Source organism: Collinsella aerofaciens, from assembly GCF_015554145.1.
GTDB classification, from domain to species: Bacteria; Actinomycetota; Coriobacteriia; order Coriobacteriales; family Coriobacteriaceae; genus Collinsella; species Collinsella aerofaciens_AA.
In genome coordinates, this window is the sequence record NZ_JADNHZ010000015.1 from 50,801 (window position 1) to 65,332 (window position 14,532).

The 14,532-nt window shown below is 61.8% G+C and carries 10 protein-coding genes and 1 pseudogene; 3 read left to right on the forward strand and 8 right to left on the reverse strand.

Translation table 11 applies throughout. From position 1 onward, the window contains the following. The first annotated feature begins 20 nt into the window (after window positions 1-20). From I2E13_RS07200 to I2E13_RS07210, 3 genes are read left to right on the forward strand one after another with little or no spacing between them, the layout of a single operon-like run. A complete protein-coding gene (locus I2E13_RS07200) occupies window positions 21-224 on the forward strand; it encodes a hypothetical protein (RefSeq protein WP_006681531.1) in 204 nt (67 codons plus the stop codon). A 1-nt stretch (window position 225) separates the two neighbouring features. Then, window positions 226-1,296, forward strand: coding sequence for a site-specific integrase (locus tag I2E13_RS07205; RefSeq protein ID WP_101677768.1), 1,071 nt, complete (start codon window positions 226-228; stop codon window positions 1,294-1,296). Window positions 1,297-1,301: 5 nt separating this feature from the next. After that, complete coding sequence (locus I2E13_RS07210; protein WP_099432718.1) at window positions 1,302-1,727, forward strand: plasmid mobilization protein; 426 nt, start codon at window positions 1,302-1,304, stop codon at window positions 1,725-1,727. Between the two features lie 3 nt (window positions 1,728-1,730). Here I2E13_RS07210 and I2E13_RS07215 read toward each other — a convergent pair whose 3' ends face one another. From I2E13_RS07215 to I2E13_RS07245, 8 genes and pseudogenes are all read right to left on the reverse strand, one after another. Further along, window positions 1,731-3,434 (reverse strand): DUF262 domain-containing protein, encoded by a 1,704-nt coding sequence (locus I2E13_RS07215; RefSeq protein WP_195404660.1) that lies wholly within the window; start codon window positions 3,432-3,434, stop codon window positions 1,731-1,733. 70 nt (window positions 3,435-3,504) lie between these two features. After that, the gene (locus tag I2E13_RS07220) at window positions 3,505-5,448 is read right to left on the reverse strand and encodes a DEAD/DEAH box helicase (RefSeq protein WP_195404661.1); all 1,944 of its coding nucleotides are present in this window, start codon (window positions 5,446-5,448) and stop codon (window positions 3,505-3,507) included. After that, a complete protein-coding gene (locus I2E13_RS07225; protein ID WP_079535895.1) occupies window positions 5,435-6,646 on the reverse strand; it encodes a hypothetical protein in 1,212 nt (403 codons plus the stop codon). Before I2E13_RS07225 ends, I2E13_RS07220 begins: the two co-directional genes overlap by 14 nt. After that, on the reverse strand, window positions 6,633-7,946 hold the full coding sequence (locus I2E13_RS07230; RefSeq protein ID WP_161155750.1) for a hypothetical protein: 1,314 nt from the start codon (window positions 7,944-7,946) through the stop codon (window positions 6,633-6,635). The genes I2E13_RS07225 and I2E13_RS07230 overlap by 14 nt, the downstream gene beginning before the upstream one ends. 3 nt (window positions 7,947-7,949) lie before the next feature. Further along, window positions 7,950-11,333: a DEAD/DEAH box helicase gene (locus I2E13_RS07235; protein ID WP_195404662.1), complete on the reverse strand. Its 3,384-nt coding sequence runs from the start codon at window positions 11,331-11,333 to the stop codon at window positions 7,950-7,952. A 2-nt stretch (window positions 11,334-11,335) separates the two neighbouring features. Then, complete coding sequence (locus I2E13_RS10955; protein ID WP_371736606.1) at window positions 11,336-12,196, reverse strand: class I SAM-dependent methyltransferase; 861 nt, start codon at window positions 12,194-12,196, stop codon at window positions 11,336-11,338. Between the two features lie 24 nt (window positions 12,197-12,220). Further along, window positions 12,221-12,295 (reverse strand): annotated as a pseudogene (locus tag I2E13_RS11285) (hypothetical protein); the annotation flags it as partial. Window positions 12,296-13,464: 1,169 nt separating this feature from the next. Next, entirely contained in the window at window positions 13,465-13,677 is a 213-nt protein-coding gene (locus tag I2E13_RS07245) for a YlcI/YnfO family protein (RefSeq protein WP_172596416.1), read from the reverse strand. Window positions 13,678-14,532 lie beyond the last annotated feature (855 nt).

The window sequence follows — 14,532 nt, forward strand, 5'->3', positions numbered from 1 at the left end:
CGCCATTGATTGGAGGAGCCATGGACGAGAAGGTGGCGAAGACGCCGAGGCCGCACATGCTGGACGCCGACGAGGTCGCGGAGCTGCTGAGGATCAAGAAAGGCAGCGCCTACGAGGTGATCAGGAAGATAAACGCCGAGCAGGAGGCGCGCGGGCGCGTGGTTATCCGCGGACGCGTCCGGAGCGACGTCTTCGACGCCCTGTACTTCCCGGAGGTGGACTGACATGCCCGTGTACAAGGATGGCAACAACGGCACGTTCTACGTGCAGTGCTACTACCGCGACGCCCGCGGCTCGAAGCGCCACAAGACGAAGCGCGGCTTCTCCTCCGAGGTGGAGGCCGCAGTGTGGGAGAGCCAGTTCAAGAGCCTTAACGGCGGGGCCATGGACATGACGTTCTCCGAGTTCGTCGAGGTGTACGCCTCCGAGGTGAAGCCGCGCGTACGCGAGCACACGTGGATCACCAAGGAGTACATCATCAACGACAAGCTCGTGCCGTTCTTCGGAGACATGCGCATGTGCGACGTGAGGCCGATCGACCTCATCAGGTGGCAAAACGAGCTCACCGAGCACCGGGACGCCGACGGGAAGCCCTGGGCGCCGACGTACCTGCGCACGGTGAACAACCAACTGAACGCCATCTTCAACCACGCCGAGCGCTACTACGGCCTCACCGACAACCCGGTGCGCAGGGTCGACAAGATAGGCTCGAAGAAGGGCGGCGAGATGCAGTTCTGGACCAAGGACGAGTACCTGAGGTTCAGCGAGGCGGTCATGGACAAGCCGCTGTCGTTCCACGCCTTCGAGCTGCTGTACTGGACGGGCATACGCTGCGGCGAGCTCCTGGCGCTCACGCCGTCCGACTTCATGCTGGATAGCTCGCGGCTGCGCATCAACAAGTCGTACCAGAGCCTCCACGGCGTGGACACCGTGACCGACCCCAAGACGCCCAAGTCCGTGCGCACGATCGTCATGCCCGCCTTCCTTCGCGACGAGATGGCGGACTTCATCGAGATGCGCGACGACGTCGCCCCCGACGAGCGCCTGTTCGCCGTGACCAAGCACTTCCTGGCCCACGAGATGGAGCGCGGGTGCAAGGCGTCGGGCGTGAAGCGCATCCGCATACACGACATACGCCACAGCCACGTGAGCCTGCTGATCGAGATGGGCTTCTCCGCGCTGGCCATCGCCGAGCGCATGGGCCACGAGGCGGTGGACATCACCTACCGCTACGCGCACCTGTTCCCCACGAAGCAGGACGAGATGGCCGCCGCGCTCGATGGAGCGAGGGGGTAAGCAAGATGCCGTGCGAGAACAGCGCCCGCAAGCGCAGCAAGACGATGGCGTTTCGCTGCACGCCCGAGGAGCACAAGCTCATATGCGAGATGGCAGCCTGGAGCGGCATGAGCAGGCAGGACTACATCATCGCCAAGCTCACCGATACCCAGGTCGAGGTGAGGCCCTCTGTAAGCGTGCAGAAGGCGTTGAAGGACTCGATGGCGGAGTTGTCCAAGGAAGTACGGCTGGCGGCCTCCTACGGCGAGCTGAGCGAGTCCCTGCAGCAGAGGATCGAGCTCGTGATGAGGTTCTTCCTGGCGCTCGGCGAGGGGGTTGAGGCACCAGTGACGGAAGCGCCACCGCAAACCTCGCATTTGGAAGAGCCGACAACATCCGTCATGGATGCGGGCTCCGACACCGCAAGCATCTTCGAGATGGGGCGCATGTAAGGTTTAACGCCAGACCTCCAACGCCTTGTCCGCAAGCCATTCGGCGCGATCGGCGATATCGCCCTCGTCCCAAGACTCCTTCTCCAGGGCGCCGGCCATGGTCGCAAGGCCGGCGGCGCAGAGGGCAAGACCGTCCTTGTATCCCTTTCCCTGCTTCTTGGTGGGCCAATCGGCATCGCGGATGGAGGCGTTGAGCGAATGCGTGATGATGGCGAGGTTGCCGAGCGTGAGGAGCTTCCTGTCCCTTCGCGTGGCAGCCTCATCGTCGAGGGCTCCCCATTTGTTGCGCCGCTTCTTGGGCATCATGTGTTCGAGGGTGTACTGGTTGAACCCGAGCAGGGCCGTGCTGCTCATGCCTGGGCGAATGGCGCTTTCCAGCAGATAGAGAACGCCCTTGGACTGAAGGTTGTACAGACACGATTCCTCGAACGCCCTTCGAACCTCGTCATCGCCGGGCATGTACGTCGTCGCCTCTTCGTTTGCTTCAAGAGCCTTCCTCAGCGTCTCCGCGTCCTTCACCTCGTTCAGGATCAGCGAGGTGAACAGCCTGTTGTAGTTCTTCGTGGTCGCCTGAACCAGCGTTCGGCGGACGATGTAGCTCTCAAGCAGGGCGAAGACCTCGGATTCCTCGCCCGAAGACTCCGCGTTCTTGCGAACGTAGAGCACGTACGGGATGAGCGTCGAGTTCTTGAGGCCGAATATCAGCACGTTCAGGCGCTCGACGCCGGGAGCGGAGGGGATGTCCGCGTCGCAGTAGCCGGGGTCGAACGTGGACTCGAACACCTCGGCATACGCCTTCATGCTGTCGAGGATCTCGTCCTTGTCTCCGTTGCAGTACCTGCCGATGAAGTCCTTGTAGGACTGGAAGAGGTTGGACGTGCGCGAATAGAAGAGCTTGTCCTCGGTCGTGACGCCGCGCTTCTTGTCCTGAACCAGGATCTGGAGGAACGCGTCGAAGAACAGGTCGACGAGCGTGCGCTTGATGCGCCCGGTAACGACCTCCTGCTCCCAATACTCCCTCTTCTCCGCCGTGGGTTCGAAGACGTCCTCCCAGCACTCCTTGAACGCCTGCTCGTTCTCGCGGTTGAAGAAGTAGTTCTTGAGGAGCTCCGCCGTCGTCAGGCGCACCCCGAGCGAGTTGATGGTGTCGAATATCTGCTGCTCGTCCTCGCCCTCGGTGAGATCGATGCAGACGAACTGGACGTTCGACTTGATCGTGTTCCTGTCGACCTTCTCTGGGTCGATGTTCTTGAGGAAATAGTTGTAGGCAAGGACGATGGACGAGGAGCCCTCGACAGGCTCGCAGCCCGTGGCGCTGACGACCTTCTCGAAATCCTGCCGGTCGTACTTGCCATGTCTCAAGGCGACTTCGCCGGTCTCCAGGACGAAATCTCGCTCGAACAGCCTATCGGCGTCGATTCTCGCGCAGAGTGCCTTGAAGAAGATGACCATGGTCGTGAGGCGCTGCTGGCCGTCGATGACTGTGCGAACCTCGGACACCTCGGACCAAGTGTTGCCGGAGGAGGCTTGCTTCAGGATGATCGAGCCCAGGAAATAAGGTCGCTTCGAAGCCGTGACGAACTCCATGTCGCCGAGGAAGCGCTCCCATTGCTCTTCTCCCCAGACGTACGCCCTTTGGTAGAAAGGTATTTCGAGCAGGCGCGATCCGTTGAACACGCCGCTTATCGTAGATTTTCCTGCATCCATCCTTAAAGCCCTATCTTTCCTTCGCAGTTGTTACTTATGAGCCAATATCGTCAGTGCGCCGTTCGGCCTCTTAGTATTCCAGGCTCTTGGCATCTTCTCCCAGCAGGCGCTCGAAGACGATACGCAGGTCCTCGTCATCGAGGTAGCCGCCCTCAAGGCAGCCGCGGTCGATGGCGTCGAGCATCGTCTGCTCCTTCTCCTTCAAGCGGTCGTAGATCACGGCGTCGAGGGATAGCTCCCTGCCGTCGCGCATGAACTTCTCGCGCATGAAGTAGTAGCGCGTCTTCTGGTCGTCGGGCAGGCCCAGACGGTGTATGCGGTCCTTTGACTGCAGCAGGTGCACCAAGTTGTAGCTGTACTCGAAATACACCGCGTCGTGGCAGACGCTGTGCAGAGAGACCGACTCGGCAAGCGTCTGCGGGTTGGTCACGAGCACCCTGAAGCGCCCCGCGCGGAAGTCGTCCAGAATCTCGCGTCTCTCTTCCTGTGGCGTGGCGCCGTAGATCGCCTCTGCCGGAATCCCCATGGCGGCGAGGTCGCGGCGGAGGTTGCTGATGCTGCGTACGAAGATGCACCATACTATGACGGGGCGGCCTTCGGCGACGATGCGCTCCACGAGCCGCTCGCACGCCACGAGCTTCGAGCTCGGGCGGCTTCGCTCGATGGCCTCGTAGAACGTCTGCGAGAAGTCGACGTAGTCGATATCCGAGTAGTCATCGCCGACCTGGTCGAGCACGTACTCGAGGTCGCCTGGGTCCACTGCAGAGCAGAGCATCTCGGGGTCGCTCTCGAGCTGCAGGGTGCGTATGATCCTCGCGAGCGCGTTGGGGCAAGACGCGTACAGGACTCGCAGCAATGTGTCCTCATCGGGCGTCGCCTCGACCTCCACGATCTCGTCGGGCTCCGGGCGCGGCACGCCGAGCTCGTCCTTGTTCGTTCGGCAGAAGAAGGGCGCCAGGCTGTCGTTGAGGCTTGCCTGGAGGTCCGCATCGGGCGCGCGGAGCTCGCCCGGCTCGTAGCCGAAGAACGTGTCGTAGTCCTCGGGGTACAGGATGTGCAGCAGGTTGTAGATGTCCTGGTAGGTGTTCGGGATGGGCGTTCCCGTAAGGGCGATCACGAACTTCGCGCCGTCGGCCGCCTCGAGCGCGGCTTCCGCGCGCCTGCCGCCGATGGCCTTCACCCGGTGCACCTCGTCGAAGACGAGCAGGGTCTGGTCGGGGATGATGGCATGCAGCTCCCGCACGTAGCCCGAGAGCGACTCGTAGTTGAACGTGAACAGGTTGCACGCGCCGCTGTCGAGCGACAGCGCGTTGCGCCTGCGCTCGGTCGACATCGCCGCTATGGCGGGGTCTCCCAGCGAGAAGCAGCTCAAAGGCAGCTTATCCCCGAAGGTGGCGACCCACTCCTTCTCCCACGACTCGAAGCCGTTCTTGGGGCAAACCACCACGATGCGGCGCGCGAGCCCCAAATGGCGAAGGTAGGCGAACACGCCGAGCACCGTCGCGGTCTTGCCGGCGCCGGGCACCGAGAAGTCGGCCGCGCGCCCAACCGTCGCCATGAAGAAGGCGTCGAGCATCTGCCGGTCGCGCAGGGGACGCACCATCGAGGCGTTCACTACGTCGCGGAACTCCCGGAAGCGCGGCCCCAGCTGGGGGTCGTCGGCGATGCCCTCGGCGGTCTGCGCCTTGATGGCCAACCCCACCTCGGAGCGCTCGCGGATGTAGGTCTCGCCGGCGTTCACGAAGGCGCCGAAGCTCGGGCCAACCGCGACCTCGACGCCGTGGCCGTCGGCCTCCATGATCGCCTCGAGCATGTCCTGGCACTCGCGAAGGCCCATGCCGCCGTCGAGTAGGATGCGGTCGCGATCGGTGCCGTCGACGGCGCTCGCCGGGTAGTACAGCCAGGCGCGCCATGCGGCCGAGGCCATGAACGAGGCGATGTCTTGCCCCTCGATGCGCAGGTACATGCCGGGGCGCGCCTCGTCGTAGCAGACGACGGCCCTAGGCGCGCTCATCGATCTCACCGATCAGCTCTTCCACCTTGTCGGCGACGGCAACGAGGTTGCGGCGCACCTTCTCGAGCTCGTCGGGTCCCAGCACGTCGAGCATCTCGGGAAGGATCTTCTCGAGCTCGGAGAGGCAGTCGGCGGATTTCTTGGCGGGCGTGTCCATGAGCTTGACGCGGCGCACGGTCTCTCTTGCGCGGTCGCCTGCGCGCTTGAAGCCGTCGACGAGGTTGCCGTCCGAGCGCAGCTCGCTCACCTTCTCGCGCGTGAGGGCGTCGGGACCCATCTTCTCGAGGAGCTCGGACATGGCCTGCAGCTCGGCGGCCTTGAAGTCGGCCTCCGCATCCGTGCCTGCCACGCTGCCGAAGTCTCTCACGTATCGGGTGATGTCGCCCTCGGGCTGCACCACCATGTTGGCGAACATGAGTCGTTTGACAAGCTGTTTGTCGCGCCTGTTGTCGTACTTCTTCAGCACGCGGCTGAACTCGCCCAAGGGGCCATCGACCTTGAGGGCGCGGGCGAGGTGGTACTGCTCGGGGGCCTGGCAGAATTCGAGGAACTCCTCCATGTACTGGGCGCGGTCGACGAGTTTTTTCACCTCCGCCTCGGTCATGCCCGTCGCGTTGCCGTACTCCGCAGGGGTTATGAGGTGGTTCTTAACCACGTCGCGGTATACGCCGACGAGGCGGTCGACGGGATCGTACGCCACCTTCTCCTCTTCGCCGATTTGGATGGCGAGCTCGAGCAGCTTGATGCGCTTGGGGTCGCTGCCTGTGGCGTCGTCGAGGATGGCGGCCTCGAACCAGCCCGCCTCGTTGTTCGCCCGCGCGAGGCGGCGGACGCAGGTCAGGCGTCGGTTGCCGTCGATGACGCGTCCGTCGTTGAGCACGATGCCCGGCCTAAGCTGGCCGCGAAGGGCGATGCTCTTCTCGGTCTTCCTGAGCGCGCCGGGGTTGCTCTCGACGATGAAGTCCTCGATGACGCCGTTGTACTCGTCGCGGCCAAGGGCGAGCAGATCCGCGCCCTGCGCGGAGTTGTACTCGCTTACCCAAGTGGCGATGCGGTCGTTCTGGTCGTTGTAGAACAGCAGATCGCACTTGATGCGGTAGATGTCGAAGTCGCGCGTCACGTTGTCGATGGAGTGCTTCTCCTTGCGACCCGTCGGCAGGACGTTGCCAGTCGCGATCCCTTCCTCAAGCAAGCTCATTTCGTGCCTCCTTCTTCCATGCCTCCATGGATGAGTAATATGCGTCCCCGATGTCGTCGTAGTAGACGTCGGAGTTGTAAATGGTCGTCGTCAGAAGCGGTGCCGGGCACGTGATGCCCAGATCGTTCGCGAGCAGTCTCGGCAGGTCATCGCGCTCGATTCCCTCATGGTGGGCGACGATCCACTCGATGAGGTCGGCTGCGGAAAGCCGCCCCTCGCCTCCGGCGACGAACACCTTGGTTCCGGCGAGCGTGCAGCTGCGCAGGAGCCCTCCCGCGTCGAGCAGTCCCTCGTAGAAGTCGTCGGGCATGTCCAGCCCGTACAGCGGATGCGGAGTGGCGCCGCCCGCGCGCAGGCTCGCCACGGTGAAGGGCTCGCCTTCGGGCGCATCCACGCTCACCGCGGGCGCGTACGACTCGATGTCCGCCATGCGCGCGCCTAGCACGTCGTGCAGCCGCGAGAACGAGATGTAGCTGTCGCCCTCGTAGAGAAGTAAGCGGTGGTCCGAAAGCGCCTGGCGCAGCACCTGGCGGAAGGCGGGGTGCTGCCACACGGCGTTCTCGAAGCCGGCGTCGCCCTTCGCGAAAGACGGATGCTCGGCCAGCAGCCGCGTGAAGTGGTCGTTCGGGGTGCTCCCTTCTCGGAAGAGCAAGCCGCGGTCCTCGTAGTAGCCCGCATCCTCGATGCCGCGGTCGAGCGCTTCGGGCGGATCGTCGGGAAACTCGAAGGCGAAGCGCCGACGCACGAGGCCTTCGTCGCAGATGCGGCCGGCAAGCTCCCGGGCAAGGAAGCCCTCGAGGGTGGGTGCCTCGCGCTCGGTGTCGTGCGCTACGGGCACATCCGCACGGGAGGCCGGGGCGCCCGTCGGGCATTCAGCGACCTCGACGCCAAGCCACTCCGAGAAGCTCACGTCCGCGGGCTCGGCGAACAGGTCGAGCCATATCGCGGCGATGCCTGCGCTGAAGCCGTATTCGCGCTCGTAGGCTTTCGCGGCGACGTTTCTGGGCTCGTCCGCATGGCGCTCGGCGAAGGCGCGCACCTGACGGCGGCGGTCGACCTTGCCGAACCCGACAGAGAGGTGGTCGCCCAGGGTGACGCCCTCGTCTGCGTTCCAGAAGACCTGCTTCAGCTCATCGTAGAGAGCGATGGGCGTGGTGATCCCCACGCGCCTTAGCTCATTGCGCGAGACGCGAAAGACTAGACGGGCGCAAAGTTCGGTATCCTCACGCCGTGCCGCACTCACCGCCGCTCGCGCAGCCTCTGCACGCCCATCCTGTTTGCTGTCGACTACTTCCGCCACGCGCTACGCCTCGCCCAGCTTGGGCCCGAAGACGCGCTCGACGTATGCCTCCAGCGTGCCCTCCTTGGCGAGCTCCGCGGCGTCCGCGAGCTCGAAGTTAGAGTCACATCCTTGGCCGACCTCGTCGTGGAAACCCAGGATGAAGTGGGTGGCAATCTCGTAGATAATCTTGGTGGGCGCGATGCCGAACACCTGATGCTCCAGGATGTGGTCCAAACGCTCGCGGTCGTCCGGGAAGGCGGCCTTCATGCCCTCGCTTCGGTACAGGCGCTTGATGATCTCGGTGATGTAGAGGCCAGACTTCATATACAGGTCGGCGAAGGTGTGGCTCGGGTCATCGAAGCAGCCCGGGTTCTCCTTCTCGAAGAGGTCCACCATCTGAACCACGACGTTGCGCGGCGTGAAGATCTGATTGGTCTTCTGGGGCGGCACGTAGTCGAAGATGTCCTCTGTCTGGGACTCGTCGAAGTAATTGGCCAGGTGTTCGCGCAGCTTGATGAACTCGCTCACGGAGTCGTTGAATACGACCTCGTCGAAGAGGTGCCCAACGAAGCGCTTTACCTCGCCGGTCTCGCCATCGGTGTAGTCGCCGCCATCACGCAAAAAGCGGAACTCATCAACGGTGATGCTCGTGACGTCCTGGAAGACGTCAGCGGGGATCACGGTGTCGAAGTTCGCGAGCGTCGTGCCCTCTTCGCCGTAGGCCATGAGGAACGACGGGATGGTACGCGAGAAGCCGCGCAGATGAGCGCGCACCTTGTCCTCGATGCCCTGCTTCTCGTCCTCTTTCTTCGCCGTCTCCACCTCGCGCACCACGGTCTCGCCGGCGCGTTGCACGAGCTCCTCGCGGGAGTCCTCGAGCTTCTGGGCGAGCGTCTGGAACGCCTCCGCTTTCTGCTCGTCATGGCGCTTGTTCACCTCGGCGCGCTCGGTCTCGCTTGTCGCCGCCTTGAGCTCGTCCTTGCGCGACTGCTCGATGCGGCGCGCCTGAATCTGGTAGTCGCCGACCTGGCGGTTGAGTTGGATGTCGGCGTCCGCCTGGACCTTGCGCTCGATCTGCTGCTGCTGGCGCGGCTTGAGCTCGCTGCCGTAGCTCTCCTTGGCGGCCTGTACCAGAGGCGCGGTCACGCTCTGCTTGAAGGCCTCCTTGAGGTTGTCGAGCATCACCCGATCGTCGTCATCGGCCTCGTGGGCTTTCGCGATGTCGTCCATGTGGCCTGAGAATTCGACGGCGATGTCGCCGTAGACCTTCGGCCCGAAGATGTCCGCAGCCTTGCCTACGACCTGCTCGTCGGGAATCTCCACCTCGCCCTCGTCGTTGATGGAGAGCTCGTCGGCCGTGCCCTCATCGATCTCGACCTTGTTCTTCTCGGCGTTCTGTGCCTTGCCCTGCTCGTAGGGATCGAAGCGCTGGATGATCTCCACGACCTCTGCCGGCGCGCGGAAGACGCTCGCGATGTTCTGGAACAGGAAGTTGCTCATAAAGCCGCGCCTGACCACCTCGCGGGCATGGATGCGCCTCGGCACGCTGAGCACCTGCTCGGCGTCGAGCTCGACCATCTGCCCCTCTTCGTCCTCGCCGTAGACGGGGAAGAAGTTCAGCAACTGACGGATATGGCGCTCGCGCGTTTCGACATCGCCGCCGCCGCGCGCGGTCTCGCCGTACAGGTCGTTGGCGAACTGCTCAAAGATAGTAAGCGTGCGCGCCGGGTCGAAGTCGAAGACGTAGGCGTTCTCCTTGCGCGCGTAGTTGCCGCCGCCCAGGTCGAACAGGCACGGGTTCTGGCTGCGGAAGGCCGCCTGCATGTACAGTGCGGGGCTCGCCATGTTCGAGAGCATGAGCACGGCGGTCCACTCCGGCACGGTCACGCCCGTGGTCAGCTGGCCGACCGAAAGGGTGATGGTCCTGTCGTGGTCCTTGATCGCGCGGCGTACCTTGTCGAGCGATTTCTCGTTCTCGTCATCGGCGTCGATCTTGCCGTCGCCAGCAGCGAGTACCACCTCGTAATCCTTGAAGACGGGGTGCGCCTGCAGCTTCTTGGCGAGGGCGCGGGCGGAGTCGACGCGGTTGAGCATCCAGAACGTGTGACGCAGCTCGTCGCGCAGCCCGGGTGTCGAGAACGGGAACTTCTCCTGCGTGGTGAGCGCGTCGAGGAACTTATCCACGTCGGCGTCGTGCACGAAGCCGCCGTTGTGCTTGGTCGAGAAGAACTCGTTGAGGTCGAAGGCGAACTCGGTCTGCTCGCCATCAATCTCCATGCCGCCGCGGGCCTCCTGCTCGACGATGTCGCTCATCTGGTAGGTGAGCAGGTTGAGCTTGGGGAGGTTGGCGTAGGGGTTCGGCTGCTCAGAGTCGGCAGGCCAGTCACGCTTGGCCTGCTGCTCGTCGGCATAGGTCCAGTTGTAGATGGCGTCGTCGGCGAACTTCTCGTTTGCGATGGCCTTGAAGGGCGTGCCAGAGAGGTGCAGCGTGAAGCGGCGCTTGATGTGGTCGAATGCCACGTCGGTCTTGAAGGTGTCCACGCCCTCGTGTGCCTCGTCGATGATGAGCACGTCCCAGGTGAGGTCGGCCACCTCGTCGAGCTTCTGGTACACGCCGCCGAAGCGGATGGAGCCCTTGAGGTCCTGAAGGCTCACGAACTCGATGAACCCCTTGGGGCCTTCCGGGTCGTTGCGGATGGCGCGCAGGTACTCCTCGCGGCTGAGGCAGTAGGGCTTGCCGGTCAGAGCGTCCACGCCGCTGATGAAGCGGTAGCCGCCCTCCAAGCCCACGAACTTCACGTAGTCGTCGTACCAGGAGTTGGCGATGGCAGGGCGGTTGGTGACGATGAGCACCTTCTGCGCGCCGATACTGCGGCACAGGTCGTATGCGGTGGGCGTCTTGCCGAAGCGCGGCTTGGCGTTCCACAGGAACTCGCCGCCGTGCGCGCCGCCCTCGTCCCAATGGGCGCGGGCGAAGGCTCCCGTCTGCTCCACTGCGCGCTGCTGCTCGGCGCGCAGGGTGTAGGAGGCAGCGCCGGGTGCGTCCAGCACGCCGTCGGTGTCGCGGAACCGGTAGAACTGCTGGTGAGACTCCTCGCCGCTAATCTTGAACCATTCCTTCTTGGGTTCGCGCTCGACGCCCTGCTTCTCGAGGTAGGCGTGGAAGTCGGTGTCATGGAACGTGCCCGCACGGTGCTCCCACGTGGCGTTGCCGCTCCACTCCAGATGCCACTGCACGTCGGCGGTGTGCGTTTGCTGTTTGATTCGCTCGCGCACGTCCTGCTCGGTGTAGCCGATCTTGGTCCAGCCGTTGTGGCGGACGATCTCGGGCGTGGTGTAGGCATAGATCTGCGGCACCGCGGGAGCGGTGGTCTCGATGATCTGGGAGATGTCGATGCTCGCCATTGCTAGTCCATCTCCTTCACATGGGATTCGATGAACTGAATCTCCTCGTCGTCGAGGCCGTACTTCGCATAGAGCTGACGGTCGATGTCAGCAACAGACTGCGACCAATCGATGTCGGAGTCAGAAGTAAAGTCCTGTAGGGGGACATACTTCCATTTTGGTGCGGGATTGTGCTGCGTAATCTTCAGAATTCCGAGCATGGTCCGAGCGAACTTCGATTTTATGTATTTGAGGAGAGCCGTAGCTTCCGCTTCGGAATTGAAACTGCCAATGCTTATGAAGGACTGCGTATGCCCTATTAAGGGCCGCCCTATTAAGGGCGTAGAAAGCACTTCTCCAAGCGCGCCCGATCCGTTGGCGGCAGGAACAAGTACTTTCCATTTGTCGAGGTTCGGATGCGGAGCGATATATCTGGCGGAAATGAACTTGTAAGCTCTTCCGGCGCGACCTCTGCCAAAGATTCTGATGCAACTATCTCCGTCGCCAGGCATCTCGTCAAAGAAAACTACATTGTTAAGGTTGTCGAGAACGTTTGTCTTAAGGTCATAGTCGTGGTTCTTGCTCAACAGACCATGGTCGTCGTCAACATAACGAATCTCGGGATGGTCTTCGTGCATGGCTTCAGTGAAGTGGTAGCTATCGGCCGCGAAGATGATATCGCCGAGGGGTTGGATGCCATGTTTTACAACCTTCTCTTTGATGGTACGAAGCTCATCGAAATGTGTGAACACTTCTATCGCACCGAAATCCCGATCAGCATCTCGATAGGTAACGGCAACACCGCCCTTGATGTCGGTATTCGGAAAGGCGCTGGACGCATCCGCTTTATAGCTCATCACTTTGAAATGGGGGTCGTTAAGCATCTTCCTGTTCCAGGCCTTTGGGGTTGAGCCGGCGTCAAATAGGAATCTAGCGGGAGTGACAAGCTCCACCTTGTCGGAAACCTTGAACGCCGAGTCCATAAACTCGTGATAGATGGGCGGTGCATAGGTCTTATTGCCAGAATCTTGTTCCGCCACTGAAAGCTGATATGGGGATTACCGATTACCGCATAGAACTTCTTTCCCATAATTGCTGCCTCACCTTTCAATGCGGCGAACTCGAAGGGCTCGCCGTTCTGCCAGTCGTATATCACGCAGAGGGGAACCGTTTCCCTTGGCTCCTCTTCTTTGGTCTCTTCGGTTGTCTCGTCGGGGAATACGTCATCGAACAGGTCGAAAAGCGACGGTTGCATCGGCTCCGGCTCGGGCTCCTCGAACGTCCCCAGGGTCGACTCCACCTCGGCGCCCATCTTGTTGGTGGGCACGGCGTCTGTGAAGCCGTTCATCTGCCAGAAGTTCCAGGAAACGATCCATGCCGCCTGCTCGAGCTCGTCCTGTTGGGGGCCCGACCCCCAGCGATTGCGGAGATGCTCGACGAACGTCTCGAGCACATTGACGCGAGCAATAAGCAGGTTGTCGCCCTGGTACTCGAAGCCGTACGTCGCGCGCAGCGCGTCGAGGGCCCGGCGCACCCATTCCTTGCGAGTCTTGGTCTTCTCGGTCACAACGCGAAGCTTGCGGTCAAGGAAGCCTACGCGCTCGCTTACGGGTAGCTCGTCTCCCGTCACGGTGTCGTAGCGCGAGCACACAAACGGCGCCTCGCCACACGTGATCTCGAGCCGCGTAGCCTCCACGTATGCGCGCCAGCCGTGTCCCTTTGACTTTGGAAATTCGATTGGATCACTAGTCGGCGTCCATGTATTGGCGCCATCATCCGCAACGATCTCGGTGTTGAAGACATCGCGCCGGCCGAACCAAGCCTCGTCCAAGTCGTTGTTCATCTGATTGCACAGCCATGACGGGGTGAACACCTCGGCGCGGCTCTTGGTGCGCTGGGATTGCTTCTCCTGCTCTTTGGCGATGCGCGGCTTGATGACGCCGGAGTTCATGCCCGTGATCTTCTCGACGGTCATCTCGTCATCGCCCATGTAGCCGTCGCCTAGGGCCTCGTATTCGTTGTCGGCCCATATGATGTTGCGCCCCGTAGTGCGGTCGCACAGCAACGTCTTGAGAATGAAAGTCGGGTATCGGCGGTCGAAGGACTCTATGAAGCCTTCGACCGAGATGTCGTGCATTGGCTCCGTCACGGGCTATTGTCCCTTCTTCGCGAGCTCTTCGATCATGCAAGTGCGCACAAAGGCGGAGAAGCTCATGCCGCGAAGGGCAGCCTCCTCCTTCGCCGCGTCGCGCAGGGTGTCGGGGATGCGCAGGGTCACAGATACCTGGTCGCCGTTTACCAGGAAGCTCCTGATCTCGGTCTCGCCGGGGTTACCCTTGATGAGCTCCTTATAGCCGTTAGACATTCGCGCCTCTATCCCTCGAAATGCAATACAAATGCGTTTTCTGAATTATAACGCAGCGGTACGCCGCGGCACTGGGAATAGGGGGACATCAGCCGCTCGGACACAATGCGACACCGGGCGGCGGAGAAGATCATCCGGCCGGAATCAAGGAACAGTTTCCGGACCGGGTTTCGTTCCTCAGTTATCGCGCGGTTTGACTTTGGCCCGCTCCTCCGCATAGAGGACCTCGTTCTGAGCCTCCAGGATGCGCGCCGCGTCGCCGATGCGCTCGGCACACCTCTCGCTTATAGACCTCAGGGCCAGGACCCCCTCGACGTCGAGCGGGTCCAGCTGGTCGGCGTGAGCCAGGGACTCGAGCAGCTGGTCCAGGCCCCTCGCCAGCCTCCCGGCATCTGCCACCGCGTCGAGCAGTTCGAGGCGCTATATCTTTTCTTCGTAACCCAACATCTGCTTGTCTCCTTCTCTCAATGCTCATGTACGGTAAGGAAGCAAGCAACCGAAAACAAGAGATAGACCGCCAGCACTACACTATTCCGAACCAAAGACCAAAAGATAAGCATTGTGGGAAAATCTAAACTTTTGGATTTTCCTACAATGCCAACTACGGCGGAATCCCTCCCACTCCTTATATCTTTCTGTATACATTGAATTTGTATTTAGTAAAATGCAGACAACACCACGGATCGGCTTTTGGTTGGACAATTCCAACCAAACACCACAGCAGACAGCAGAAAACATTCTGAACGCTAGGAAGCCGGTATGATTGTTACATATAAGGGGTTGATTTTCAATCTCAGCGCAACAGCCTGAACGGACCCCGCGTTTCCGCAGCTAGCGCAACGCGGAAATAGCCCC